The following is a 25,674-nucleotide window of genomic DNA, read 5'->3' as shown; positions in this document are numbered from 1 at the left end:
GAACACATCCAGAGATGAAAATGCTCGCTTGGTTGGGTCGCAAGGTTGGCGGCGCGCTGGTGGTGCTGTGGCTGGTGGCCACCGCCATCTTCATCGGCGTGCGGCTGATCCCCGGCGACCCGGCCGAGGCGATTATGGGCGGCCCGGGCTCGCAGGCCTCGGCCGAGGCCCTGGCCGCCGCGCGCAGCGAGTACGGCTTGGATCTTCCGCTGATTACCCAGTACCTCATGTTTCTGGCCAAGCTGATCCGCCTGGATTTCGGGACCTCCTATGCGCTGAAGGACCCGGTTCTGCAGGTGATCGCCGAGGTGCTGCCGCCGACCATCACGCTGGCACTCATCTCATTGGCGGCGGCCTGGCTGCTGTCGCTCATCTTTGCGATGCTGGCCATGCGAGCCACCCGGGCCGGCCAGTGGGTCGGCAACGCGGTGGAGATCATCGCCGCGGCCGTGCCTCACTTCTGGCTCGGCGCGGTGCTGATCATGCTTTTCTCCTCGATGCTCGGCTGGTTCCCCGCGGTGGACAACGGGACCGGGGCGGGACTGGTCTTGCCGGTGCTCACCCTCGCGCTGCCGCTGGCAGGTTTTCTCACCCAGCTGATGCGCGACTCGCTGTCCACCGCGTTGGGAAGCCAGTTCGCGCTGGCCGCCCGAACCCGCGGCGAAAGCAGGTTGACGGTGTTCTGGCGCCACGGATTGCGCCACGCGGCGTTGCCCGCCTTGGGGTTGACCGGCTGGGCCTTTTCCTCCTTGCTGTCCGGAGCGGTGGTTGTCGAGGCAATCTTTGCCCGGCCGGGGCTGGGGCGTTCCCTGCTTTCGGCGGTGCTCTCCCGCGATATTCCCATGGTCACCGGCATCGCGCTGTTCTCCGCCCTCGTGTATATCGTGGTGATGGCGCTGACCGAAGCCATCGAACGCCTCATCGACCCGGCGGGGGCCGAGTCATGAGCCGAACCGCCAAAATTCTAGGCACCGTCTTTATCCTCTTCTGGCTGCTAACCGCGCTTGCGCCGGGGCTCATCGCCCCGGGCGACCCCTTGGCGGTTGACCCCGCGCAGGCATTCCACGCGCCTAGCCTGGCGCACCCGATGGGGACCGACGAATCGGGACGCGACGTGTTCACCCGCGTCATCCATGGCGCCGGTGACTCGCTGTATATCGGCCTGGCCGCCACGGCCCTGGGCATGGGCATTGCCCTAGTCCTGGGTACCGCCGCGGCGCTTGCCCCGCGCTGGCTCGATGGAGCGATCTTGCGTGTGCTCGAAGCCCTCTACGCGGTGCCCTCGCTGCTGCTGGCACTGCTGATCATCGCCTTTACCGGCCCCGGGGTAGGGCCGGCAATCGTTGCCGTTGGCCTTTCCACCGCGCCGGGCTACGCCCGCTTGGTGCGCAGCCAGATCCGTTCTGTGAAGAACTCCGAAATGCTGGAAGCCGCCACGGTGCTCGGCCGCGGCACCTGGCTGAAGGTACAAAACCACCTGGTGCCCAACGCCCTTCGCCCCTTGCTGGCGCTGGTGACCTTGGGCATTGGACAGGCGGTCATTTGGGCCGCCGCGCTGTCCTTCCTCGGCCTGGGCACCCCGCCACCGGCTCCCGAATGGGGTGCCATGCTCTCGGCCGGGCGCACCTATCTGCATCTGGCCTGGTGGCTGAGCTTCTTCCCTGGCTTGGCGATCGTGGTGGTCGCGGCCGGGGCCACGCTGATCGGGCGTTCGCTGGGCGGAAAGGTCAACGCCGCATGAGTCCTTTATTAGAAGTCGAGAACCTCTCGGTGGGCTTCGCCGGGCAGCTCGCGGTGGACTCGGTGTCCTTCGAGCTGTCCGCCGGCGAATGCCTGGCGCTGGTAGGTGAATCCGGGTCCGGTAAGTCCGTCACCGCCCGTAGCCTGCTGGGCCTGTCCGGCGGCAAGGTCAGCGCCGAGAAATTCTCGGTCTTGGGGCAGGACGCCACCGCGATGAGCGAGCGGGCCTGGCAGCAGATGCGCGGAAATTCCGTGGCGATGATTCTGCAAGATGCGCTCATGGCTTTGGATCCCTTGCGCCCGGTGGGCCGCGAAATCGCCGACGCGCTGAAGGAACACAGCTCGCTGTCCAAGCCCGAACGCACGGCGAAGGTCCGCGAGGCCTTGGAAGCGGTGGATCTGCCCGAACCTGCGTGGCGGATGAAGCAGCGCAGCTCCCAATTATCCGGCGGCATGCGCCAACGCGTGCTCATTGCCCAGGCGATGATCGGGGACCCGCAAGTTGTGATCGCCGATGAGGCAACCACCGCCTTGGACTCCAGGCTGACCGCCCTGGTGCTCGAACAACTCCGGGCGCTCAAAAATGCGGGCCGGGCGGTGCTGATGATCAGCCACGACCTGGCACAGGTTGCCCAGCTGGCGGATCGGATCGCGGTGATGCGTGCCGGAAAGATCGTCGAGGCCGGCGACACCGACCAGGTGCTGAACCGCCCGCAGCACGAGTACACGCGCACTCTTTTACGTGCAATCCCGTCCGGGGTGCCCCGCTTTCAGCCCTTGAGCCTCGCTCCCCCGAAGGCGGCTGTCGTGGCACAAGAACCGGCGAAGCCTGCTCGGATGCCGGCTCTTGTGGTGGAGGACCTGTCCAAAAGCTTCGGCAAACATGCCGCGGTGCAGGGGGCCGGTTTCGTCGTTCAGCAAGGACAGACGCTGGGCCTGGTCGGCGAATCCGGGTCGGGCAAGACCACCACCGCCCGACTGGTGCTCGGCTTGGAACGTCCGGATACCGGCTCGGTGCGGCTCTTTGGCGAGCATTTTGCACCGCAACGCGAAGCCCAGCGCCGATACCTGCGCGAAAACATCGGGGCGATCTACCAGAACCCGCTGGGTTCTTTCGACCCACGCTATAACGTGGGCCAGTTGCTCACCGATGCGCTCTCCGCCGGTCGCAGCAAACGCGGGGCGAGCTACCGGACCCAAGTCTCCCGACTCCTTGAACAGGTGGAACTGGATCCGGCACTGGGCTCGCGCAATCCGCGCGAGCTTTCCGGCGGGCAGCGCCAACGCTTGGCGATCGCCCGTGCACTGGCACCGAGACCTAAGGTGCTCGTCTTGGATGAACCGGTCTCGGCCCTGGATGTTTCAATTCAGGCGACCGTCTTGGACCTGCTGGACCGGCTGCAGCAAGAGACCGGAACCAGCTACCTGTTCATCAGCCACGATCTGTCGGTCATCGAGCATATGAGCGATACCGTAGCGGTGATGTACCGGGGAAGCATCGTCGAGCAGGGCGCTACCGCCGACGTGTTCGGCGACCCGCAGCACGAGTACACCCGCTCGCTGCTGACAGCCATGCCGCGGCTGCGTTAGCAACCGCGGCATGGCCGGTTCGAACCGTATCGTTTGGGCTAGAGCCCTTCACCGAACTGTTCGCGGACCTGCTTGCGCAACACCTTGCCCAGCATCGAGCGGGGCATTTCCTCGATGGCAACGATGCGCTTAGGCACCTTGTAGGCCGCCAGCAAGGTGCGGCAGTGTTCGCGCAGGTCGGCCTCGTCCAGGGTTGCCCCCTCGTCGAGTTGTACCGCGGCGACCACCATTTCGCCGCCGCGTTCCAGCGCCTTGCCGAACACCGCGGCGTCGGCGACAGCAGGATGCTGGCGCAGCGCGTTCTCCACCTCGCTAGGCGAGACATTAAATCCGCCGGTAATGATCAGCTCCTTGGCGCGGTCAACGATCTGGGTAAACCCGTCCTGGTCGACGGTGACTACGTCGCCGGTGTGCAGCCAGCCATCCTCGGTAAGTGTTTTCGCGGTCTCCTCCGGGTTATTCCAGTATCCGCGGAACACCTGGGGCCCCTTGATCAGCAGCTCGCCCGCTTCGCCCTGTTCCACCTCACGGCCAGGTTCATCCACATCCACAACCTTCATCAGCGTCGAAGGAAATGGCACCCCGATGGTGCCGTTTCGACGCGACGGGTGGAACGGGTTGCCCAAGGCCACCGGTGAGGATTCGGTCATCCCGTAGCCTTCGACCAGCAGTCCGCCGGACATCGACTCCCATAGCTCCACCACGTGGTCAGGCAGATTCATCGCACCCGAGATGCAGTACTTGGCCGAACGCAGCGAAATGCCCTGCTCTTTGGCTGCCATGGCGGTACGCTCGTAGATCGGTGGGACCGCGCAGTACACGGTGGCCGGGGACTTCTTCCACGCATCCAGGATCATCTGCGGTTCAAACTTCGGGAAGAGCACCAGCAGCCCCTGCTTTTTCACCCCGAAGGTCAGATACAAGGTCATTCCGAATGCATGGAACATCGGCAGGATCGCATACAGGATTTCCTTGCGCTCTTCGGCGCCTTCCATCCAGGCTTCGCCCTGCAACGCGTTGGCATACAGGTTGTAGTGGGTAAGCATTGCGCCCTTTGGACGCCCGGTGGTTCCCGAGGTGTACTGGATGACCGCCAGATCCTGAACCTCGGGGTATCGATGTGCCGGATTTAATCGCCCGGATTTCAGCAATTGCCTCCAAGCCATGGTGCCTGCCGTGGAGGCGGTCAGCGAGTCCTTGGTCTCGCGCAGCTTTTTCACCGGCAAGTTTAGTGCCAGGCGCTTGACCGCAGGGAATGCCTCGAGCAGATTGACGGCGACAATCGTATCGATCCGCACGTCTTTGGGGAACTGCTGCAGGTTCGGCACGACCTTGTCCCAGGCGATCACCACCCGCGCCTGGTGGTCTTCGAACTGGTGGCGCAGTTCGCGCGAGGTGTACAGCGGGTTGTGCTCCACAACCACCGCGCCCAGCCGAAGCACCGCGTAGAACGCGACGACGTGCTGCGGGCAATTGGGCAGGACCAGCGCAACCCGATCTCCGGGCTTCACACCCAGCTGGCGCAGCCCCTCGGCCGCCTTCTCGACTTGTCGGCCCAATTCGAGGTAGCTCATCCGTCGACCGAAGAATTCGGTGGCCGGGCTCTCGCCGGCCTCGCGGACCGAACGCTCGAACATATGGCTTAACGACTCGGTAGGAAGCTTGATTTCGGCAGGGACGCCCGGCTGATAGTTGGCGACCCAGGCCGGGGCAGCAGTATTCTCCATGCCTCCAATCATGCCCGATACCCACGGTTTCAGGTTAAACGCGAGGTGGACTTTCGGTGATTAATCAGCGGCACTGGCTCATTGGAATTCACGATTCGGCGTAGTTCGCCAAGGCCTCGGCTAGCTCGGCAACGCAACCTGCACTGGGGGTTTCGAGCTGCTCCAGCAGCCGACGATCAACCCGTTGCCTCAGCTGAAAACCTCCGGGAACTAGGAGTCCACCGATAGAAGGTCTTGGCAACCGGAGAACCACCCACGAAGTTGGTGCCCGAGCAAGGGTGAATGATTTTCCATTCGCCCTTGCTCGGGCGGCCTCGTAGATAGCAATTGATGCTTATTTATGAGAAACGGAAACTTCCGGAGGCGCCATTGCGTCCACCTCGGTTCGCTCTTCTTCGCGGACTTTTCTGCCGAGAATATATCCGACGATGCCCAGCGCGAGGATGCTGGCCAAGGTGCCTAGCGCAAACGACTCAAACTGGCTCCATGAAAGGCCCCAGATCGCTTCGAAGTCATAGTCCATGCCAAAGGCATATTCCAGGCTGCCTGGGAATACGGCGATCCAGGAACCGATGAGGATCCATGCGAAACAGATACCCCCGAGCACCGCAAACGTTGAGTTTGAAACTGGAACTCTAAAGGGGCGTACTACCGAGGGGTACTTGAACCGGAGCATCACCACGGCGGGAATCGCAATCAAATAGCTCAGGAGGAACGTCGAAATCGAGATGGTCAGGACCACTCCGAACATCGCCCCGTTTGATCCTGACATCTGCATTGCGGCAAGCATGAAGATGGTAGCGACTACACCCGAAAGAGTATTAACTCGGATTGGAGTACCGAGTTTTGGATTGAAGTGCCCGAAGAATCCACCGAAGAACGACCCATCCGCAGCAGCCATGGCCTGCATCCGGTCGCTGATGATCATCCAGGCGGCGCCCTGCGAAACCAGGACAAAGCAGAATACGATGGCAAACAACGCGAGCATGGCATCGGCGGCCGGTCCGAACACCGTGAAGACCGTCGCAATTGCCCCGAAGAGTCCGCCGATACCGGTAATTTCGTCCAGCGGAACGACCAGCAAAATAGCTAAGACAGGCAACAAGTAACTCGCGGCTGCGAGCATGGATGTGCGGGCGATAGAGACCGGAACATCCTTGGCAGGATTTTTCATCTCCCCTGCGGCGCTGTTCCCCGATTCAAAGCCAAGGAACGAGAAAAGCAGCAAGGGGGTGACCCCGAGGAAGCCGGCCATCGTCGGCGAGAAGAACCCCAGGTTCAGACCGTTAAATCCATTCTTGAATCCATAGATTGCGGTTACCACCAAGAAGCAGAAAAGGAAGAGGATCTTGAGTATCGCTCCAAGCGATGGCAGCCATTTGCCATGCTTGAGGCTGATAACCGCCGAGGTGACCGTGATCCAGATGAACCCGAGCTTGAATAGATAATCGCCCACCCCACCAGCCTCAATGTGCCCCACGTACTCCGACCAGGTTTCCACGGCAACGAATGCCATCGCACCGCCAACCCATACCGGCTGAGTCACCCAAGTGAAGAGGGAAGCGATGGCCGCAACTACTCGGCCAAAGGCCATCTTCGTCCAGACATAAACGCCACCCTCCTCGGTGAAGGCACCGCCAGTCTCCGCAAAGATCAGCCCGTAGGGAATCATGAAGGTAATAGCGAGAACCAACGTCCAGGTAAACGTCTCACCTCCAAAACCGGAGACCTGGCCCAAGACTTCAATGGAGATAACTGCTGCAACCACCAGCAGGAGAATGTCCATTCTGCCTAGGGATTTTTGCAGATGCTTGCTCTGCTCCTGTGCAAGAAACGTGGACGATTCGGAATTTTTCATGCTCAGTCCTCTGTCGTAACTGATTGTGGAATTTGCGGTCGCTGGGACCGAGAAATGACACGATCTAGGAATTGGTTCTAGATCTGCGTTGCCGCTAGTTTGAAAAACATCAAAAACTGGATTAAGAATTTATTCGCTAGTTGCCCGATGGAAGATCAGCACCCCATCCACATACGTTCGTTCAACCGCTAAATCGCCGAGAGCGCGGGCGGGCACGGCATAGGGGTCAGCCTCCAGGACGGCAAGATCGGCGATCATGCCCTCGCGAAGCGTTCCACGATCCTGATCAAGCCTGTTGGCAAATGCAGCACCGGCGGTTGCCGCATGCAAGGCCGCATCCAGGGCAATAGCTTCGTGCCCGAGCAGGGGGCTGTTTTGCGATCGTTCATCTTTGGCATGCGGATCGGCTGGTGGTGCCGTACGATTCACCGCCGAATGGACTCCCCACATCGGATCCGGGCTCGAAACAGGCCAGTCGCTGCCCATAGCCAGCGGCACGCCCGCCTCGTGAAGGGATTGGAAGGCAAAGTGCATGCTTTGGTGAGCTGAATCGAGATAGGGAAGTTTTGTCTCCGTCAGCACCGGGTCCTGCCGGGCCCACAACGGCTGGATATTGGCGATGGCCCCAACCCGGGAGAACTGCGCAATGTCGCCCGCGTCGATGATATCCAGATGCGCTATCTGGTGCCGTGGATCCCACCCCGTCCTAGCCTGCAGTTCCAACGCCGAAAGGCTGTCCCGAACCGCCTGGTCGCCCACCGCGTGAAGATGCAGATCAAACCCTTCGGCATCCAGCGATCGGGTGATGTCGCACAGCACTTCTGGCTCGATCAACGTCATTCCCCGCTGCTGCGGGTGCCCCACGTAGGGACGCGTCATCGCGGCCGTCAGATTTTCACACACTCCATCCAGCATGAGTTTGACCGCCGATGCCCGGAACCTGCCCCGAGCTCGGGAACGCCGGTCCCGGAACAACTCAAGTTGTTCCAGTCCTTGTTCGCGATGCCACCAAAGCGCCCCGGTCACGGTCGCGGTCAGAAGTCCTTGTTCGTCCAATGCCAGATAGTGCTCAAAAGCATCCGGGGAACCGAGGGCCTCTCCCACCGCGGCATCCTGCCAAGCGGTGATCCCTTTGGAATGCATGAACTTCTGCGCCTCTAGCAAGGCATTTCTAATATGGGATTTATCCGGTGCCGGGAGCATTCTGGACACCAAATCGGCGGCGTGTTCAATGAGCATGCCGGTCGCACGGCCGTTTTCTTCCCTGGCAATGATTCCCCCATCGGGGTGAGGCGTTGAATCGGTGATCCCTGCCAATTCCAGGGCTCTGGTATTGACCCACGCTCCGTGTCCATCATGACTCAGAAAATAGGCGGGGCGGTCCGGGACTAACTCGTCGAGCAAGTCTCGGTGCGGGAATCCACCGTCGAAGACGTCTCCATACCAGCCGGCGCCTTCAATCCAGTCTTGTTCCGCATGCGTGCGGGCATAATTTGCGATGATCCTTCGGTACTCTGACAATGAATGCACTTCAGAAAGGTCGCAAGCCACCATCTGCAGCCCGCCCATGAGCGGGTGCACGTGGGCGTCTTGGAAGCCAGGGAGCAGTGCTTTTCCGGAAAGGTCTATGACCTGTGTTCCGGGACCGCGAAGACCGAGGGCTCGATCGCCCAGCGCTAGGATCCGTCCATCCTTCACCGCCAGCGCATGGCTCCGGGGGTTGGCGGTGTCCATTGTCAAAACTGGTCCGTTGGCGAACAGCAGATCTGCGTATGTCATGACTGCCTACTTTCGAAGGGAGTTGGTGGGCTCGGTGTTGTTGTCCAAACGCACCAGAGCGGGAGCAAAACGGGCTACTGCCACATAAACGACCGAGCTGACGGTCAAGCCGATAAACCATGCGATATCGATGCCGTTCAATGCTGCCGCTAGCGGGCCGGTGTAGAAGGCCGTCGCCATAAAGGGGATCTGGGCCGCCACTCCGACGGCAAATACCAGCAACGCTCCGGTATTCCATGCGCCGTAGCGTCCACCGTCCGCAGCGTAGAATTCCGAGACCGCGTAGGAGCCATGGCGGATGATGTAGTAGTCCACCAGATTTACGGCAGACCATGGGATCAACACGTAGAGCAGTACGCTCAGGAAACTGAAGTAGGACGAAGCGAAACTGCTGGCGGCCGTCACCGCCAAGCCGACCCCGAGCACATGCAGGATGGTCGAAGTCATCAGGCGGGCCTTGACTCCCGGATGCCAGCCGGTGCGGAACGTCTCGACCAGCGTCAAGGCGCACAGCGCGCTGCAATATGCGTTCACGGCGTTTCCCGACGCAGCAACAAGGGCAAAACCGATCAGGACCAGCGCGCCCAAAACCGGACCCAGGATTCCATGCAGGCCCGCCATCGCATCGACGCCATTGACCGCCAGTCCGACGCCCGCGCCGAGCACCATAAGTAGCGCGCTGGAGATAACGCAGCCGAGATAGGTGCCCCAGAACGCACCCTTGGTGCCCGAGCTGGCGGGCATATAGCGGGAATAGTCCGAAACGTACGGCGCGTAAGTCAGCTGCCAGACGATGCCAATGGCCAGCATGGCGAAAAACCCGGGCCAGGTGAATGCTCCGGCGGATATGTTGCCCCAAAAGTCCCCGTTCAGGAATAGGGCAATAAAGGAAACCACAACTAGGCCGCCAACGATGACCGCGCCTAGCTGAGTTACCTTTCGAACTAAGTTGTAGCCGAATGCGGCGATTACAAAGCTTAGAGCTGCACAGGCGACAATCAAGAACGTCTTGTTGGCGCCCGGCAGGAGCGTCATAATCGATTCCGAAGAAACAATGAGATTCGACGAAAAGTAGCCCACGAACATCAGGATTGCCACTGCCACGATCAGGCTGGCACCTTTGGAACCGAACTGCCCGCGTGCCTGCAGCATCTGAGGTACGCCTAGCACCGGTCCCTGCGCGGCGTGCAAAGCCATGCCGACACCGCCCAGCGCGTGGCCCAGCAGGATCGCAATAAGCGAGCCAAGCAGCGGAAGGCCCAGCAACGTCGTGGCGGTGGCGCCGGTGACTACCGTCAATGGCGTCATGTTCATGCCAAACCAGATGGTGAACAGGTCTTTTGCCTTGCCGTGCCTGGCATTTTCAGGGATGGGCGCGATGGATTCCTGCTCAATTTCAAATAACTGGGAGTAGTTGTGAGTACTCATGGCATTCCTGACTGGGAGCGGCAACGTGCAACAAACTCGGCACCGGGGGTGTGAACTTAGGTCAACGCTAAAGCTATGACCCGCATCACGTAAAGAAGTTTCGTGTGATGCGGGTCATCTGAATAATAGATGCAGCCTCTCCGGTCGGGGTTACCGCACCAACAGGCTTAGCCGAATTGGATCCAGGTGGTCTTGGCGGCCGTGTAGTTATCGAATGCGTGCAGCGAAAGATCACGCCCGAACCCTGACTGCTTAAAGCCTCCGAACGGCGTGGTATTGCCCAGCGCGTCAACCGTGTTGACGGAAACCGTACCGGCCACCAGTTCCGTAGCTACCCGGTGCGCACGTCCAAGATCGGCGGTCCACACTGAAGCGGCCAGCCCATAATCGGTGGCATTGGCCATGGCAATCGCTTCCGCTTCCGTATCGAAGGATTGGAGCACAGCCACGGGCCCGAAAATCTCTTCCCGGTGCACGTCATGCGCGGAATCCAGCCCGCCTAGCACCGTCGGCTCCAAATACGCGCTTGACCCGCGTATCTCCAACCTGCGCCCGCCGAAAAGTACTGCGGATTCTTTGCGTCCGCGGTCGATCCACGCCTCGACCGAATCCGTGTGCGCACTTGAAATCAGTGCCCCATTTCCGCCTACCCCAGCCAGCGGGTCGGCCGGCAGGTAGGCTTTTGTCGCCTGCTCGAGCAACTCGGCGAACTCATCATGGACCGACCGCTGGACCAGAATCCGAGAATTTGCCGAACACACCTGGCCCTGATTATAAAAAGCACCGAAAGCAGCTTTCTCGGCGGCCGCCGCCAGATCGGCGGTGTCTGCAAAAATCAGATTGGAACTTTTGCCACCCGCCTCCAGGCTCAAACGCTTGAGATTGCTCTGCCCCGAGGCTTCAAGCAGCGTCCGCGAAACGGCGGTCGAGCCGGTGAAGGCCAGGGCGTCAACATCCATGTGCAGGGCTAGCGCCGAACCCACTTCTCGCCCAGAGCCGGTTAGCACGCTCAACACACCATCGGGCACCCCCGCTTCGGCCGCCAGCTCCGCGGTACGCAAGATACTCAACGACGTCTGCTCCGCGGGCTTCAAGACCACCGAGTTCCCGGCTGCCAGCGCTGGCGCCAGCTTCCACATGGCAATTTCCAGCGGATAGTTCCACGGCACGATGGCCGCCACCACACCCAGCGGCTCGCGCGTCACCAGTGCCGTGGCTCCCGGCGGAACAGCAGGCAATTCCCCGGATTGCTTGTCGATGGCCTCGGCATACCAGCGCAGGGTGGAGATGGCGCCGGGAACGTCCACCGTGCTGGTCTGCAGGATCGGCTTGCCGCTGTCGAGGCTCTCAAGCAGGGCCAATTCCTCGGCCTGCGCTTCCATGAGGTCCGCCCAGGCCAGAAGCACAGCCTTCCTGCTCTCCGCCCCCGAACGCGACCACGCCGGGAATGAACGCCGGGCGGCAGAAACAGCCAAATCGACCTCCTCTTGGCCGCACGAGCTCAGCAAGGCCAGCTCACGGTTGTCGATAGGGCTGGTGGTCAGTCGCTGGATTCCCGACGAGGCCTCCTGGCGCCGCCCGCCGATGAAGGCGCGCCCGTCGATTCGCAGGGCATTTGCGGCGGCATCCCAGGAGGAAAGGGTTTGGTTTCTCATGTTGATCTCCATTGGTTGGGTATCTGGGTTGGTTGGGTGACAGGTTAATTGACTGGCAGAGCTGGTTGATTGCGCAGTGCACGGCTGGCGCGCAACACGATGGATGCCACCGCCAACGTCGCAAGTTCGAGGGCAATCAGGCCAAGCATCGTGGCGGAGTGCTGCCCGGCAGCGTCTGCCGCAAGCGGGGAGAGCCGATCGGCGACGTGCCCATGCGCCTGCCCGTGCCCCTGGTGGCCGGACATGCTGATCCAGAGCAAATGGGCCACTGCCATTGCAGCGGACATGAGCATGACCTGAAGCGTCGACTTCTCGATTTCGCAGGTCGCCGACACGAGATGCGGCAGGCAAACCAGGCACAGGACCCCCATCGCGCTCATGGCCAAAAACATGGACTTGGGCCCCTGAAACGCGGCGAGCACATGCGCGGTCGAAACCGCGAGCACCACGATGCTCAGCAAATAGCGCAGCGCGCACAGCGTTTTCGAGCTCTTGTTTTTTGGGTCCATGTTCGGATCTCGACTTCTCCGGGCAGGTGGCTGATTCTTTTCAAGACACCCCTTTACGAGAGGGGGTGACTTGGGTAACATAAAATTGTTGATTGAACAGTTGTATCATCAAAACCATGCATTAAGGAAGCCCCATGACACTCCAAAGCGATCGCGCAGTGACGCGCCCCGCGCATCCCCTGGAACAGCTCACAGCCGACGAATACCAGGCAACTCGCGCCATATTGGAAGGTGCAGGCCTGGTGCTGGATTCGACCAGGTTCGCCTATGTGGGTCTGCTTGAACCTGCCAAGGAAGCCCTGTATCCAGTCCCGTCCAGCGATATTGACCGCCGTGTCCGGGTGATGCTCTGGGATGCCGCGCTATCCCGCTCCCTCGACATCACCCTGTCCCTCGACAGCCGGGCCGTACTCACCAAGCGCGAGCTCGACCCCGCGGTGGATGGACAAATGCCGGTGCTGCTCGAAGAGTTCGAGATCATCGAGGAAATCCTGGCCGCGGATGAGCAGTGGATCGCCGCATTGGCTTCCCGCGGGCTGACCTCCGAGCAGGTCCGGGTTGCCCCCTTGTCCGCAGGGGTCTTCGAGTACGAGAACGAAACCGGCAAGCGCCTGCTGCGCGGCCTGGGGTTCCGCCAGGACCATCCCGGGGACCACGCCTGGGCACACCCGATCGACGGATTGGTCGCCTTCGTTGACGTGGAGAACCGGCGCGTGAACCACCTGATCGATGACGGCCCGGTCCCGGTGCCGGAGGTCAACGGCAACTACACCGATCCGGCAATTCAGGGTGAGCTGCGCACCGACCTCAAGCCGATCGAGGTCATCCAGCCCGAAGGCGCCAGCTTCACCCTCGAGGGAAACCACCTGTCCTGGCTAGGCTGGGACCTGCGCGTGGGCTTCGACGCCCGCGAGGGACTTGTCCTGCACCAGCTGCACCACACCTTCGACGGCCGGCGACGTCCGGTGATGCACCGGGCCGCCATCTCCGAAATGGTCGTCCCCTACGGGGACCCGGCGCCCTACCGCAGCTGGCAGAACTACTTCGATTCAGGCGAATACCTGGTCGGCCGCGATGCGAACTCGTTGCAGCTCGGCTGCGACTGCCTGGGCGAGATCACCTACCTCTCCCCCGTGGTGGCCGATGACTTCGGCAATCCACGGACCATTCCCAATGGCATCTGCATCCACGAGGAAGACGCCGGGATCGCGTGGAAGCACACCGACGAGTGGGCCGGATCCAACGAGGTGCGCCGCAACCGGCGCCTGGTAGTTTCCTTCTTCACCACCGTGGGGAACTACGACTACGGCTTCTACTGGTACCTCTATCTGGATGGCACGATCGAGTTCGAGGCCAAGGCCACCGGCATCGTCTTCACCGCCGCGCTGCCGCACAAGGGCTACGAATATGCCTCGGAGATCGCGCCGGGCCTCGGCGCTCCTTACCACCAGCACCTGTTCAGCGCCCGCATGGACATGATGATCGACGGGGCCACCAACCGCGTGGAGGAGCTGGATCTGAAGCGCCTGCCCAAGGGGCCCGGCAATCCGCACGGCAATGCGTTCACCCAAACCCGGAAGGTGCTGGGCTCCGAAACCGCTGCCATCCGCGACGCGGACGGCAGCGTGGGCAGGGTTTGGCATATCAGCAACCCGGAATCGCTGAACCAGATGGACGAGCCGGTCGGCTACACCCTCTACCCCGAAGGCGCCCCCACCCTGGCCATGGCCGAGGACTCCTCCATCGCCGCACGCGCCGCCTTTGCCCGCCACCACCTGTGGGTCACCCGCTTCGCGGAAAACGAGCTCTACGCCGCCGGAGACTTCGTCAACCAGCATCCCGGCGGAGCGGGCCTTCCCGCATACGCCGCGCAGGATCGGGATATCGATGGCCAGGATCTGGTGCTGTGGCACTCATTCGGGCTCACGCACTTCCTCCGTCCCGAAGATTGGCCGATCATGCCGGTTGACACCACGGGCTTCAAACTCAAGCCCCATGGATTCTTCGACCAGAATCCAACCCTGAATCTGCCGGCTTCGGCGACAGGCCATTGCACCCCCACCGGCTGCAGCGGCGAATAGTTGCCATAGCGCTCGCCTTCGGCGATGGTACAGTGACGGCTGGTGGAGACGCTCAGGGCCTCCACCAGCCCCTCATCTTTCAAGGAGTAACTCCATGCCCCGGTTAGTTGACCACACCGAACGCCGTAAAGTCATCATCGAGACTACGTGGAGAATCATTGCCGAGCAGGGCATCGAGAACGCCAGCATGCGTGACATCGCCCGCGAATGCGGATACGCGGCCCCCGGGATCCTGGCGCACTACTTTCCCAATAAAAACGCGCTGCTCCTAGCGGCCTATGAACTCATCTGCCAACGAACCAATGAGCGCATTGCGTTGTCGACGAAGGCCAAGCGGGGCCGGCACGCCCTGCGCGCGCTGTGCTTCGAGATCATCCCGGCCGAGGACCTGACCACGGTGGAGGCCAGGGTGGCCGTATCCTTCTGGCAACGGGCACAGAGCGACCCCGAATTACGCAGGGTGGGCCGAGATGCGCTTACCCAATGGCATGCGGCCATCATGTCCTGCCTCGCAGAAGAAATAACTGACAGGCCGGAGGCGGCCTTCGGGGAACCCGACCTGGTTGCCCACGAGCTGTTGAACACGATGATGGGATTGCACATCACCGCGATGCTCGATCCAGAAACCGTGAGCGGCTCTCGCCAGCGCCGGCTGATCGACTTCATGCTGGAGCGGATCTCCTAGGCGAAGAACTAGCTGGACCCCTCCGGGGATTCTGCCAGAAGCCCGGCGATCTGCTGCCGCACCGCCTGCGCCACCGCCCGCGTTCTTGCCGTCGGGCGCTGAATCCGCAATCGGGCAATGACGGTCTGCAACTCCGGCACCTTTCCCTTGAGCGCAACCGGTATCACCCGTCCGCCGTCGTAGGTGAAGTCATGGCGCGGGCGCTGATGCAAGATGGAATACCCATGGCCGTTGGCAACAAAGGTGCGCACCGTCTCATAGCTGCCAGAGCGGAACCGTACATTCGGCTCCAGGCCCGCCGCGGCAAGGATGGAAAGCATCAGCTCCCGCGTATGCGGCAGATCCAGCAAAACGAACGGTTCATCGCGCAGTTCCTTGAGCTCCACTTCCTTGCGCTGCGCGAAACGGTGCTCCGGAGGCAACGCCAGGTAGGGGCGGGCCGCATGCACCGAGGTGGCGGCCACCTCCTCTGGCAGCCCCAGGTCATAGCACAGCGCCAGGTCAACTTGGCCGTTCAGCAATGCCGCCGAGCAGCCCGCCGCATCGGCCTCCACCACTTCCAGTTCAAGATCCGGATGCTCTGCATGCAACCTGCCGAGCACACCGGGAAGCAGGAATGGCGCCAAGGTGCTGAAGCAGGCGAGGCGCACTCGTCCGGCGAGCGCCGTCTGTTCACCGCGGGCGTGCTCCACGGTCTCTTCGACATGGGCCAGGACGGCTCGCGCGTCCCTGAGGAATGACTCACCCGCGGGAGTGAGCACCAGCCCTTTGGAGCGTTGGCGGATGAAGAACTGCGAACCGATTTGGCGTTCGAGCTGGGCAACGGCACTGGAGACCGCAGACTGCGCGACGTTTAGCCGCTCGGCGGCGCCAGTCATTGACAGCCGGGCCGCCGCCTCGGCGAAATACCTCATTTGAGTGAGAGTGACATCCATCCCTACAGCATAGAGCACTGCATCTGAATATCAGATGCCAGCCCTCTGAAAAAACTGTTAGACAGGTTTCATGGCGCCGTGAATACTTTAGTCAGCTGCCCGCCGGACAGCGGACTTCACGCTTGGGCGCAACTCACTCGACCTGAGCCTCCTGCACGTCAACCACAAGGCACGACGCTCGCCTCCGCTGCGGGGACTGCACCGGAGCCGCGGATCGATGCAGCTGAAATTCAGCTGCATTTTAGACGAACCAAGCATTCGACCATCAGCGGGCCGCCGCCATGCCAGCTTCGACCCCGCGTTCATCTTCACCGAAGGGACCACCATGAGCATCCCACCGTCTCCTGCGATCGAACAGAAGAGCCTGCGCAAATCAGTGGCCGCCGGCTCCATCGGCGTGCTTGTCCACTGGTTCGACTGGGCCATCTATGCCTACATGGCTTCCACCATTGCCGTAGTCTTCTTCCCCGCACAGGACAAGACCGCAGGCTTGCTGGCCGTCTTTGCCGTTTTTGCCGTCTCGTTCGGAGTCCGCCCCTTGGGTGCGCTGCTCTTCGGCTATATCGGCGACAAGTTCGGCCGCAAGCGCACATTGTCCATGGTCATCATCTCCATGTCCGTCGCTACCCTCGTCGTCGGGTTGCTCCCGGGCTACAACACGATCGGCATCTGGGCGCCAATCCTGCTGGTCGCCGCCCGGATGGTCCAGGGCTTGGCCGCAGGCGGCGAGTTCGGCAGCGCCGCGGCGTTCCTGGCGGAAGCCTCCCCGGCTAGGCATCGCGGTTTCGGCGTCAGCTGGCTGGAGGTCGGCAGCCTATTGGGTTTCCTCGGCGCTTCGCTGATGGTTCTGCTGATGAATAACGTCTTGGGTCCCGATGCAGTGCAGGATTGGGGTTGGCGCATTCCGTTCATCCTGACCGCTCCCTTGGGCATCATTGGCTTCTATATCCGGGCGAAGGTAGAGGACACTCCAGAGTTCAAGGCCTTGGAGAAGTTGGATGAAGTCGCCCAAAGCCCGCTCAAGGAGGTGTTCCGGAACAACTGGAAACAGTTGCTGCAGACCAGCGGCATCGAGATCATGATGAACGTCGCCTTCTACATCGTCTTGGTCTACCTGCTGACCTACCAGGAAGAATTCATTGGCATGAGCATTGAGTCGGCCGCATTGCTCTCGACCGTCGCCTCTGTGACCGCCTTGGTCCTTGTGCCGTTATTCGGCGCCTGGTCCGACCGGATTGGACGCAAACCACTGATGGTTGGCTCTGCGGTGCTGATGATCGTTTGCTCCTACCCGCTCTTTTCGATCATGCAGCTGGACACCGCGTGGGCCGGTACGGTGAGCACCATTGGACTGGGCGTCATCTTGGCCATTGTCCTTGGCGTCCATGCAGTGACCGTCGCGGAGATTTTTCCAACGCGCACCCGGCAATCCGGCCTTTCCATTGCCTACAGCGTCACCGCACCCATCTTCGTCGGCACCGTCCCGCTGATCTTGACCTGGCTCATCGCAGAAACCGGAAATATCATGGCACCGGCCTTCTACATGATCGCCATCGGCATCCTCGGCCTGGCGACCTTGCTGACCATGAAAGAAACCAAGGGCATCGACTTGATGACGCTGGATCGAGAAGATGCGGCCAAGCGCGGATTCACCGTCGCGGAGCAAGCGAAGGATCCCGCGAGAACCCCTCAAAGGAACTAGCCCACGCTTAATGCCGCGCAGGCTACGGCAACCGCGCCGGCAGTCCTTGCAGCCCGCCAACATCGAAAAACGGAAACCGGCTGCGCCCCCATCCGCGTAGGCGTGGCAGCCAACCAGCAAATTCCACTAAATCTGAATATCAGATTTAGTTTCTCGAAAAAAACTGTTAGACAGATTTGATGGCGCGGTGAATGCTGGAGTCAAAGCACGCGTGCCAACTGGCGCGGGTGCCGAGGCAACGAATGGCCCCTAACCAAGCGCGCATTCCGACATCCACCCGTCAGAGGAAAAGGTTGTAAAACAATGAAGCACACTCGTATCCGCACCTTCAATACCAAAGAGACATACCCCGAACAGAACTTGGACAACGACCTGTGCCAGGCCGTTGTTGCCGGCGGCGTCGTATACCTCCGTGGTCAGATCGGCCAGGATCTGGACACCCGCGAATCGGTGGGCCTCGGCGATGTGGAAGCACAGACCGACAAGGCCATGGCCAATATCAAGATGCTGCTGGAGGAAGCCGGAGGATCACTTGAGGACATCGTCAAGGTGACCGTCTACCTGATTGACCCACGTTACCGCGAAACCGTATACCGGACCATGGGCCGTTGGCTCAAGGGCGTCTTCCCCGTATCCACCGGCTTGGTAGTCTCGGCGCTGGCCCGCCCCGAGTGGCTTGTCGAAATCGATGCCACCGCAGTGCTTTCGGGGGAATAGAGAAAATGACTTTCAGCATTGCAGGCACCGACGGCAATGGCCGCTTCGGCATGGCAGTTTGCTCCTCGTCTCCTGCCGTTGCGGCCAGATGCATCCATCTGCGCGACGGGGTCGGGGCAGTCAGCTCGCAGAACATCACCGACCCCCGGCTGGGGCCGGCCCTGCTTGACCGTCTCGAAGCGGGAGACAGCGCCCAACAGGCATTGGACGCCGTGGCCGACTCGGCCGAAAACATCGACTTCCGACAGCTCGTCGTCCTGGACTCCCAGGGCGGTTCCGCGGTCTTCAACGGATCCCGGACGCTGGGCGTCTACGGACAGGGCAAGGGAGCTTCCTGCGTAGCGGCCGGCAACATGCTGGCCGACCCGGGAGTTCTGCAGGCAGCCTGCGACGCATTCGAAGCGGCCGATGGCGAACTTGAAGAGCAGCTGCTGGCGGGCCTCCAGGCTGCCATCGCCGCGGGCGGCGAAGCCGGGCCGGTCTATTCCGCAGGCATGTCGGTGGTCTCTGGGCATGGGTGGCGGGATACCGATCTGCGCGTGGATTGGCACGAGCGCCCGATTGCCGAATTGGGCAAGCTGCTGGAAATCTGGATGCCGCAGCGAGATGCCTACGTGACTCGCGGCTTGGATCCACTGGTCTCCGAGGGTTATGGAGTGCCCGGCGATGATCGATAATCCACCATCGCCCTTGACGGCAGGCCTCGCCACCAATCGGGAACGCGTGATGGATGCCGTCCGCCGGGAACAGCCAGCGCTGGTCGCCTACTCCGAGAGGATTCATGCGAATCCGGAGCTCGGTTGGGAAGAGCACCGCGCCGCGGGCTGGACCGCAGAATTCTTGGCGGAGCGCGGATTCATCATCGAAGGTGGATACCTGGGTTTTCCCACAGCCCTGCGCGCCAGTTTCGGCACCGGAAGCCGCCGTATCGGACTGATGGCCGAATATGACGCGCTGCCCGGGCTGGGCCACGCCTGTGGGCACAACATCATCAGCGCTGCTTCGGTGGGCGCAGCCTGCGCCTTGGCTGGATTCGCCGACGAGTACGACCTGTGCATCGAGCTGTACGGAACCCCGGCGGAAGAAGGCGGCGGCGGAAAAATCGAAATGCTCAAGAAGGGCGCGTTCCAAGGCCTCGACTTGGCGATGATGGTCCACCCCAGCCCCGTTGACTCCGCGGTGGCGAATCCCTTCGCCGTCGCCCACCAGCAGGTGGAGTACCGCGGGAAATCTGCCCATGCCGCGGCGTATCCAGACCAAGGAATCAATGCCAACGATGCCTTTGTCATCGCCCAGGTGGCTCTGGGGCTGCTGCGCCAGCAGCTGCCCCAGGAAACCCGCGTCCATGGAGTGCAGACCCGGGGCGGGGAAGCGCCCAACGCGATTCCGGAGACCACCCGGGGCCGCTGGTACGTCCGCGCCGAAACACTGGCCGAACTGGAACCGCTGCACGAGCGCGTGAACAAGTGCTTCGAAGCAGGGGCCTTGGCGACCGGAGCCCAACTGGAGATCACCCCGGAGTCCGAACCCTACTCGGAGTTCCGCACAGAGCAGCGGGCCCTGGATATCTATACGGCCCATGCCCAGGCACTGGGCCGAACCTTCGACGCCCCGCCAGAACAAGCCACCATGAACCGCGCCTCAACCGACATGGGCAACGTCTCCCAAATAGTCCCTGCGATCCACCCCTACATCGGGTTGGGCTGCTTCCCTGCGGCCAATCACCAACCCGAATTTGCCGCACATTGCATTGGCGGCGCGGCCAACCTTGCCATCCACGACGGTGCCATCGCTTTGGCGCTGACGGCACTGGATTTTGTCGGGATACCCCGAAACGCAGGAAACGAGTGAACCGATCATGAATACCTCTCTACCCAATGCCGCCGGAGCCGAAGAGCGCCACGTTCCCGCCACACGCCTTGAGCGTGATTCGCTTGGCGAACGCCTAGTGCCGGCCGATGCCTATTGGGGCATCAGCAGCCTCCGAGCCGTCGAGAACTTCCCCATCAGCGGGCGCCCCGTGGGCAGCCTGCGCTCACTGGTCTGGGCCTTTGGCGCAGTCAAGTGTGCAGCGGCCAGGGCCAACACCAGCCTGGGGCTGCTCGATCCGCAACGTTCGGCCGCCATCGACCAAGCCGCGTTGGAGGTCCGCGACGGGCTCTTCGACGCGCATTTCCCCGTTGACCGCATCCAGGGCGGCGCCGGCACCAGCACCAATATGAACCTCAATGAGGTCATCGCCAACCGTGCACTGGAGATTCTGGGATTCGCCAAGGGCGCGTACCACGAGCTCGACCCGATTGACCACGTCAACATGGGCCAAAGCACCAACGACACCTACCCCACCGCGGTGAAGATCGCCTTGCTCTCGGCGTTGCGAGACTACAGCGCCGAACACCAGCTCCTGGTTGATTCCTTTGCGGCCAAAGGACTCGAGTTTGCCCAGATCCTCAAGATCGGCAGGACGCAGCTGCAGGATGCCGTCCCGATGACCTTAGGCCAGGAATTTGCTGCATTTTCCGAAACCTTGCGCGAAGACTTGGCCCGGTTATCCGAGCTGCCGGCGCATTTATCGGAAATCAACCTCGGCGCTACGGCCATCGGCACCGGAATCACCGCCCACCCGGAGTACCGCGCATTGGTAACTCGGGAACTCAACAACCTGACCGGCCTGGAATTGGTATCCGCCCGCGATCTGGTTGAAGCGACCTCCGACACCGGAGTATTCATGCTGCTCTCGGGCGTGCTCAAGCGTTCGGCCGTCAAGCTGTCGAAGATCTGCAATGATTTGCGCCTGCTTTCCTCCGGCCCGCAAACAGGATTTAATGAAATCTTCCTGCCCGCGGTCCAAGCCGGCTCTTCGATCATGCCGGGGAAGGTGAACCCGGTGATTCCGGAGGTCGTGAACCAGGTCGCCTTCCGGGTGGTGGGTGCCGACGCAACCGTGACAATGGCAGTAGAAGCCGGCCAGTTGCAGCTGAACGCCTTTGAACCGGTGATGGTCGATTGCCTCCTCGAGTCGTTGCAGTGGCTGGCCTCCGCTTGCCATACCCTGCGCACCAGATGCGTCGACGGCATTACGGCCAACGAACCAGTTCTGGCACGACGCATGTCCGAATCGGTCAGCATCATCACGGGAATAGCACCCCATATCGGCTACGCGAACGCGGCGAACCTGGCCAAGGAATCCCTAGCCAGCGGGCAAGGCATCAAGGAATTAGTGCTGTCCTACGGCCTGGTGGATCCCGGCCTCCTCGATACCTTGCTCTCGCCCGCTAACTTAACTGGCGTCGCGGCGAGCGTTCCGCTGGCATAGCAAAGCGCAGAAGCATCGTTCCCGCTCAGCTTGGGTTGCCTAACCGCGAATTCTTCGATGGCTGGAATTCGAATCGCCTATCGGCGCACCGGCATCCTGGTTTGAGCGCCACTCTACATCTGAAAATCCGATGCAGATTAGCGAGAACAAATGTTTGAATGATGTGCTGAAATACGGTTTTCTGAAGGTACCCCAATAGACGAAAGATTCCCCGCGACGCGGTGAATCGGGAGCACACGACAGTGCCACGTCGCATCGAATCTGACTATTAATAGCAATGGAGGTTGGCATGTCGAGTCAAGAGACGGAAGTTCTAGTTGTCGGCGCAGGACAGGCCGGAGTCGCGATGAGCGAACATCTAACAAATCTAGGGGTTCCCCATATCGTCCTGGAAAAGGACCGCATAGCCGAACGCTGGCGCACCGGACGCTGGGATTCGCTAGTTGCCAATGGCCCGGCTTGGCATGACCGTTTCCCAGGCATGACTTTTGCGGATGTTCCCGCCGACGGATTTGCACCCAAGGAGAGCGTTGCGGATTACTTCGCCGCTTATGCAGAAGGCTTTGGGGCACCAATTCGCAGCGGCGTCGAAGTTAAATCCGTGCAGAGGAACAACGGCAAGCCGGGCTTTAAAGTTGAAACGTCCGAGGGGATCATAAACACCCGCTTCGTCGTTGCGGCCACCGGCCCATTCCAGATACCCGTTATTCCTCCCATCGTCGCGGATTCTTCCCCGCTCACCCAAATGCATTCGCATTCGTACCGAAACCCGCAGCAGCTACGGGATGGTGGCGTGCTGGTAGTCGGAGCAGGATCTTCGGGGGTGCAGATCGCCAACGAGCTGCGCGCAGCCGGCCGGCAGGTCTACCTGTCGGTTGGTCCCCACGATCGACCGCCGCGCCAGTATCGCGGCCAGGACTTCTGCTGGTGGCTTGGCGTTCTGGATAAATGGTCAGCCGCAGCGCCTCCCAAGGGTGCCGAGCACGTCACCATCGCGGTCAGCGGCGCCAACGGCGGACATACCGTGAACTTCCGCGAACTGGCGGCAGGCGGCATCAAGCTGCTCGGACGCACCGAAACTTATTCGATGGGGAAAATGCGTTTCGCCCCGGACCTGGCCCGCAACATTGCCAATGGAGATGCGAACTACCTGTCAGTACTCGATGAGGCGGATGCCTACATTGCGCGCAATGGGTTGAACTTCCCCGAAGAGCCGCAGGCCCGAGTCCTCGGCGATGATCCGGAAGAACTTATCCATCCCATCCTGGAGATGGATCTGGAGGCCGCTGGAGTTACTACTATCATCTGGGCCACGGGTTTTGCTGTCGACTACCAGTGGCTGCAGGTGAATACCTTCGATGAGCAGGGAAGGCCTCTCCATCAGCGAGGTGTATCCGAAGAGAGCGGCGTCTACTTCTTGGGCCAGCCTTGGCAGTCAAGCCGCGGCTCGAGCTTCATTTGGGGAGTTTGGCACGATGCCAAATATGTCGCGGAGCAAATCGATATCCAGCGCGGATACCTTGAGCATATGTCGCAAATCGACCTTGACCCGGCGCACCAGATTTCGCCGGCCGCAACAGCGCGGTCAGACAACCACGCCGCACACGTCTAACCACGTTGTAGCGCTGGTGCGAAGTCGCATCAGCGCTACAGGCCTTCCCGGATGCTTAGACTGCCTGAACGCGAAATATTGCCTTTCGCCCCCTCAGCGAATCCGAGATACGAAACCCTAGTAGTTCAGCCCGCGTGCCGCCACGTCCCACCGTTCGGCGACCTCGCCGGCGCGGAGCACGGTGACCTGATCCACCAGGTTCACCGCCACGCACACATGGTTGGGGATCACGCGGAGCTGCTCCCCATGGGCGGGAAGCGGCTGGTCCTCGGGCCACAGCACCGTTGCGTGGTGTTCGGATACCGCGCTGATCCGCGCGTCCGGGTTTTCAAGGATCCGGCCAAATCCGCTGGCCCAGGCGGGGCGGTCGCCGCCGAGGATCTTGCTGCCCGCGTCCAGGACGATCCGCCGCGGGATGAGTTCGTCCCCTTCATGCCGGCTGATCACCGTGGAGGCAACGCTCAAGGCGATGTCTTCCCAGCGGCAGCGTCCCAGTTCGAACTGCTGCGCGTCGCCAAATACATAAACGCCGGGGCGCACCTCGGTCAGCAACGAATTGTCCGCAAGCTCTGCCGTCGGCGTGGAGCCGCCGCTGATGCGTTTGAGTTCGAAGCCGTCTTCGCGGAGCAAGCCGGCCGCTTCGGCGAGCGCTTGCTGTTCTTCCGCGGCTACCTCTTGCGCCCGGCCCGGTGCATAACTATGACCGGGGAAGGTGAAAATGCCAATGACGTTCAGCCCGGCATCGCGGGCGGCGCGGGCGACATCCAATGCGCCGCGGGGGTGCACACCGCTGCGGTGGTGGCCGCTGTCGATCTCGATCATCAATCCTAATTTGTTGGCCTTGTCTCCCAGCTGCCGGGCAAGCTGCTCGACGGCTGCAACGGAGTCGGTGCCCAAGGAGAGCCTGACATAGCGCAGCAACTTGCGAATGCGTGCCGCTTGGACCTCGGATACCCACAAGGGGAAAGCGACAAAGAGATCCGCCACCCCGTGCAGCGCGAAGGTCAGGGCTTCCCCGATGGTTGCGACCGTCAGTCCCACTGCTCCGGAATCGAGCTGGCGGGCGGCGATCTCATGCATCTTGTGCGTTTTCGCGTGCGGTCGCAGGGCAAGTCCTTTGCCTGCAACGTTCTGCGCCACGCGGTCGATGTTCCGCTCGAGAATATCGACGTCGACCAGGATTTGCGGGGTTAATAAGCCTTGCGGGATGGTGTTCACCAATGCCAGCTTTCCTCTTCGTGCTCGGGCGATCTGATTCGTACGTTACCCGAGAAAAATGCCCGGCTCGTCGTTGACACCCAGCGAGTCCCAGCGACCTGGCGTGGGATCGGACGACCTGGCCTATCTGTTGGCCGGCAGTCCCGATCCGCGAAGTTTCAGCGACAGCTCATGCGCGTGGTGCAGCAATAATTGGCCCAGCGATTCTTGCCGGGCCACCTCGAAGCGCGATTCGATTCCGGTCAGGCTCAGCGCCCAGGCTGGCTGGCCCGAGGCATCGAAGACCGCGGCCCCGATCCCCCAGCTGCCTTCGACGATGAGCCCCGGATTAACCGAGTAGCCAAGGGTGCGGGTCTCTTCCACTTTGCGGCGCAATTGCTTGGCGCTGTGCGCTTGGCCGTACTCGGCCACGAGGTTGTTGCTAGCCAGATAGCGTTCGACGAGCTCTTCGGGAAGAAAGGCGAGAATCGCGATGCCTGCCGAGGCGACCCCGAGCGGGAAGCGCCGGCCTTCATAGAGGACAAACGAACGGATCGGGAATGCTCCGTCTTGGCGCAGCAGGCAGACCGTTTCGTCTCCGCGCCGGGCTGAGAGAAAGGCGCTCTCCCCGGATTCTTCGGCCAACGCGGTCACGTGCCCCCTGGCGAGCTCGCTGATGTCGTAGCGTTCGGCCGCTACCGCACCCATCAGATAGAGCTCGGGGCCCAGCAGCCAGCGCCCCGCCCGGTGGTCGTGGTCGCAGAAGCCCTCGGCGACCAGCGCTGTCAGCAGCCGGTGCACCGTCGGCCGCGCGAGCCCGGTAAGCCGCGCGACCTGCGTGGTCGTGATTCCTTCCGGCATGGAGGTGCTGACCGCACGCAATACCGCGGCCAAGCGTCCGACGACCTGTGCACCGGCAGGAGATTTGCTCATGACCATATTATGAACGAAGCAGTCCATAATATGAGGAACATGACGCATTCAATAAGCGGCCCAACGCAATGGCGCGGATGCACTTTGGGCGGCGCGGCTACTACTCCTCCAAGTGTCCATAGTGTGAACGAATTGGGGATTGCTCTTCACCTGTCGAGCAATATCGAGTTCTTTTCCCATAACTATTGAGCTACGGACTTCGAGTTACTA

Annotated in this window: 20 protein-coding genes; 11 read left to right on the top strand and 9 right to left on the bottom strand. The window is 61.6% G+C overall.

All coding sequences use genetic code 11. From position 1 onward, the window contains the following. The first annotated feature begins 14 nt into the window (after positions 1–14). The 3 genes from ACT3UQ_RS08370 to ACT3UQ_RS08360 are packed head-to-tail and all read left to right on the top strand — an operon-like array spanning position 15 to position 3,330. Positions 15–947 (top strand): ABC transporter permease, encoded by a 933-nt coding sequence (locus tag ACT3UQ_RS08370; RefSeq protein WP_105552824.1) that lies wholly within the window; start codon positions 15–17, stop codon positions 945–947. Then, the gene (locus ACT3UQ_RS08365; protein WP_105552823.1) at positions 944–1,741 is read left to right on the top strand and encodes an ABC transporter permease; all 798 of its coding nucleotides are present in this window, start codon (positions 944–946) and stop codon (positions 1,739–1,741) included. Before ACT3UQ_RS08370 ends, ACT3UQ_RS08365 begins: the two co-directional genes overlap by 4 nt. Next, positions 1,738–3,330, top strand: coding sequence for a dipeptide ABC transporter ATP-binding protein (locus ACT3UQ_RS08360; RefSeq protein ID WP_105552822.1), 1,593 nt, complete (start codon positions 1,738–1,740; stop codon positions 3,328–3,330). The genes ACT3UQ_RS08365 and ACT3UQ_RS08360 overlap by 4 nt, the downstream gene beginning before the upstream one ends. Positions 3,331–3,368: 38 nt before the next feature. On the opposite strand, the gene ACT3UQ_RS08355 is transcribed toward ACT3UQ_RS08360, so the two are convergent. From ACT3UQ_RS08355 to ACT3UQ_RS08330, 6 genes are all read right to left on the bottom strand, one after another. Next, the gene (locus tag ACT3UQ_RS08355) at positions 3,369–5,057 is read right to left on the bottom strand and encodes a long-chain-fatty-acid--CoA ligase (RefSeq protein WP_105569594.1); all 1,689 of its coding nucleotides are present in this window, start codon (positions 5,055–5,057) and stop codon (positions 3,369–3,371) included. A 334-nt stretch (positions 5,058–5,391) separates the two neighbouring features. Beyond that, positions 5,392–6,915 (bottom strand): APC family permease, encoded by a 1,524-nt coding sequence (locus ACT3UQ_RS08350; protein WP_105552820.1) that lies wholly within the window; start codon positions 6,913–6,915, stop codon positions 5,392–5,394. Positions 6,916–7,044: 129 nt separating this feature from the next. After that, positions 7,045–8,694 (bottom strand): amidohydrolase, encoded by a 1,650-nt coding sequence (locus ACT3UQ_RS08345; RefSeq protein WP_105552819.1) that lies wholly within the window; start codon positions 8,692–8,694, stop codon positions 7,045–7,047. Positions 8,695–8,700: 6 nt separating this feature from the next. Then, the gene (locus tag ACT3UQ_RS08340) at positions 8,701–10,122 is read right to left on the bottom strand and encodes a purine-cytosine permease family protein (RefSeq protein ID WP_105552818.1); all 1,422 of its coding nucleotides are present in this window, start codon (positions 10,120–10,122) and stop codon (positions 8,701–8,703) included. 167 nt (positions 10,123–10,289) lie between these two features. Beyond that, on the bottom strand, positions 10,290–11,777 hold the full coding sequence (locus tag ACT3UQ_RS08335; RefSeq protein WP_105552817.1) for an aldehyde dehydrogenase family protein: 1,488 nt from the start codon (positions 11,775–11,777) through the stop codon (positions 10,290–10,292). Between the two features lie 44 nt (positions 11,778–11,821). Beyond that, positions 11,822–12,286: a hypothetical protein gene (locus ACT3UQ_RS08330; RefSeq protein ID WP_105552816.1), complete on the bottom strand. Its 465-nt coding sequence runs from the start codon at positions 12,284–12,286 to the stop codon at positions 11,822–11,824. 134 nt (positions 12,287–12,420) lie between these two features. Here ACT3UQ_RS08330 and ACT3UQ_RS08325 point away from each other — a divergent pair, with 134 nt between their 5' ends. Both ACT3UQ_RS08325 and ACT3UQ_RS08320 read left to right on the top strand, forming a co-directional pair. Further along, entirely contained in the window at positions 12,421–14,367 is a 1,947-nt protein-coding gene (locus ACT3UQ_RS08325; RefSeq protein WP_444636910.1) for a primary-amine oxidase, read from the top strand. 94 nt (positions 14,368–14,461) lie between these two features. Further along, positions 14,462–15,052: a TetR/AcrR family transcriptional regulator gene (locus ACT3UQ_RS08320; RefSeq protein ID WP_444636909.1), complete on the top strand. Its 591-nt coding sequence runs from the start codon at positions 14,462–14,464 to the stop codon at positions 15,050–15,052. Positions 15,053–15,060: 8 nt separating this feature from the next. Here ACT3UQ_RS08320 and ACT3UQ_RS08315 read toward each other — a convergent pair whose 3' ends face one another. Continuing rightward, a complete protein-coding gene (locus ACT3UQ_RS08315) occupies positions 15,061–15,987 on the bottom strand; it encodes a LysR substrate-binding domain-containing protein (protein WP_105552813.1) in 927 nt (308 codons plus the stop codon). Between the two features lie 325 nt (positions 15,988–16,312). Here ACT3UQ_RS08315 and ACT3UQ_RS08310 point away from each other — a divergent pair, with 325 nt between their 5' ends. From ACT3UQ_RS08310 to ACT3UQ_RS08285, 6 genes are all read left to right on the top strand, one after another. Further along, complete coding sequence (locus ACT3UQ_RS08310; RefSeq protein ID WP_444636908.1) at positions 16,313–17,689, top strand: MFS transporter; 1,377 nt, start codon at positions 16,313–16,315, stop codon at positions 17,687–17,689. Positions 17,690–17,992: 303 nt separating this feature from the next. Then, positions 17,993–18,406, top strand: a complete 414-nt coding sequence (locus tag ACT3UQ_RS08305) for a RidA family protein (protein ID WP_105552812.1) — start codon at positions 17,993–17,995, stop codon at positions 18,404–18,406. Between the two features lie 5 nt (positions 18,407–18,411). Next, positions 18,412–19,083 carry a DUF1028 domain-containing protein gene (locus ACT3UQ_RS08300; RefSeq protein WP_105552811.1) on the top strand — a complete coding sequence of 224 codons (672 nt, stop codon included), beginning with the start codon at positions 18,412–18,414 and terminating at the stop codon, positions 19,081–19,083. Then, positions 19,073–20,257: a M20 family metallopeptidase gene (locus tag ACT3UQ_RS08295; protein ID WP_105552810.1), complete on the top strand. Its 1,185-nt coding sequence runs from the start codon at positions 19,073–19,075 to the stop codon at positions 20,255–20,257. Before ACT3UQ_RS08300 ends, ACT3UQ_RS08295 begins: the two co-directional genes overlap by 11 nt. Positions 20,258–20,264: 7 nt before the next feature. Then, positions 20,265–21,722, top strand: a complete 1,458-nt coding sequence (locus tag ACT3UQ_RS08290) for an aspartate ammonia-lyase (protein WP_105552809.1) — start codon at positions 20,265–20,267, stop codon at positions 21,720–21,722. A gap of 289 nt (positions 21,723–22,011) precedes the next feature. Beyond that, entirely contained in the window at positions 22,012–23,334 is a 1,323-nt protein-coding gene (locus ACT3UQ_RS08285; RefSeq protein WP_444636907.1) for a flavin-containing monooxygenase, read from the top strand. A 117-nt stretch (positions 23,335–23,451) separates the two neighbouring features. On the opposite strand, the gene ACT3UQ_RS08280 is transcribed toward ACT3UQ_RS08285, so the two are convergent. Together ACT3UQ_RS08280 and ACT3UQ_RS08275 are read right to left on the bottom strand one after the other, a co-directional pair. Beyond that, complete coding sequence (locus ACT3UQ_RS08280; RefSeq protein WP_444636906.1) at positions 23,452–24,552, bottom strand: alanine racemase; 1,101 nt, start codon at positions 24,550–24,552, stop codon at positions 23,452–23,454. A gap of 123 nt (positions 24,553–24,675) precedes the next feature. Further along, positions 24,676–25,464: an IclR family transcriptional regulator gene (locus ACT3UQ_RS08275; protein WP_105552982.1), complete on the bottom strand. Its 789-nt coding sequence runs from the start codon at positions 25,462–25,464 to the stop codon at positions 24,676–24,678. Positions 25,465–25,674 lie beyond the last annotated feature (210 nt).

Origin of the sequence: Glutamicibacter sp. AOP12-B1-11 (assembly GCF_052379245.1) — a bacterium.
In the GTDB taxonomy this organism is placed as follows: Bacteria; Actinomycetota; Actinomycetes; order Actinomycetales; family Micrococcaceae; genus Glutamicibacter.
The sequence above is the reverse complement of the archived record's forward strand: the minus strand, read 5'-3'. Positions and strand labels throughout refer to the sequence as shown.

Excerpts from the sequence above, each read along its gene's own strand:
- ACT3UQ_RS08355 (WP_105569594.1), bottom strand. The coding sequence starts at position 5,057 with ATGGAGAATACTGCTGCCCCGGCCTGGGTCGCCAACTATCAGCCGGGC.
- ACT3UQ_RS08290 (WP_105552809.1), top strand. The coding sequence starts at position 20,265 with ATGAATACCTCTCTACCCAATGCCGCCGGAGCCGAAGAGCGCCACGTT.
- ACT3UQ_RS08345 (WP_105552819.1), bottom strand. The coding sequence starts at position 8,694 with ATGACATACGCAGATCTGCTGTTCGCCAACGGACCAGTTTTGACAATG.
- ACT3UQ_RS08295 (WP_105552810.1), top strand. The coding sequence starts at position 19,073 with ATGATCGATAATCCACCATCGCCCTTGACGGCAGGCCTCGCCACCAAT.
- ACT3UQ_RS08335 (WP_105552817.1), bottom strand. The coding sequence starts at position 11,777 with ATGAGAAACCAAACCCTTTCCTCCTGGGATGCCGCCGCAAATGCCCTG.
- ACT3UQ_RS08340 (WP_105552818.1), bottom strand. The coding sequence starts at position 10,122 with ATGAGTACTCACAACTACTCCCAGTTATTTGAAATTGAGCAGGAATCC.
- ACT3UQ_RS08315 (WP_105552813.1), bottom strand. The coding sequence starts at position 15,987 with ATGGATGTCACTCTCACTCAAATGAGGTATTTCGCCGAGGCGGCGGCC.
- ACT3UQ_RS08350 (WP_105552820.1), bottom strand. The coding sequence starts at position 6,915 with ATGAAAAATTCCGAATCGTCCACGTTTCTTGCACAGGAGCAGAGCAAG.
- ACT3UQ_RS08325 (WP_444636910.1), top strand. The coding sequence starts at position 12,421 with ATGACACTCCAAAGCGATCGCGCAGTGACGCGCCCCGCGCATCCCCTG.
- ACT3UQ_RS08365 (WP_105552823.1), top strand. The coding sequence starts at position 944 with ATGAGCCGAACCGCCAAAATTCTAGGCACCGTCTTTATCCTCTTCTGG.
- ACT3UQ_RS08305 (WP_105552812.1), top strand. The coding sequence starts at position 17,993 with ATGAAGCACACTCGTATCCGCACCTTCAATACCAAAGAGACATACCCC.
- ACT3UQ_RS08330 (WP_105552816.1), bottom strand. The coding sequence starts at position 12,286 with ATGGACCCAAAAAACAAGAGCTCGAAAACGCTGTGCGCGCTGCGCTAT.
- ACT3UQ_RS08320 (WP_444636909.1), top strand. The coding sequence starts at position 14,462 with ATGCCCCGGTTAGTTGACCACACCGAACGCCGTAAAGTCATCATCGAG.
- ACT3UQ_RS08310 (WP_444636908.1), top strand. The coding sequence starts at position 16,313 with ATGAGCATCCCACCGTCTCCTGCGATCGAACAGAAGAGCCTGCGCAAA.
- ACT3UQ_RS08300 (WP_105552811.1), top strand. The coding sequence starts at position 18,412 with ATGACTTTCAGCATTGCAGGCACCGACGGCAATGGCCGCTTCGGCATG.
- ACT3UQ_RS08370 (WP_105552824.1), top strand. The coding sequence starts at position 15 with ATGAAAATGCTCGCTTGGTTGGGTCGCAAGGTTGGCGGCGCGCTGGTG.
- ACT3UQ_RS08360 (WP_105552822.1), top strand. The coding sequence starts at position 1,738 with ATGAGTCCTTTATTAGAAGTCGAGAACCTCTCGGTGGGCTTCGCCGGG.
- ACT3UQ_RS08275 (WP_105552982.1), bottom strand. The coding sequence starts at position 25,464 with ATGAGCAAATCTCCTGCCGGTGCACAGGTCGTCGGACGCTTGGCCGCG.
- ACT3UQ_RS08285 (WP_444636907.1), top strand. The coding sequence starts at position 22,012 with ATGTCGAGTCAAGAGACGGAAGTTCTAGTTGTCGGCGCAGGACAGGCC.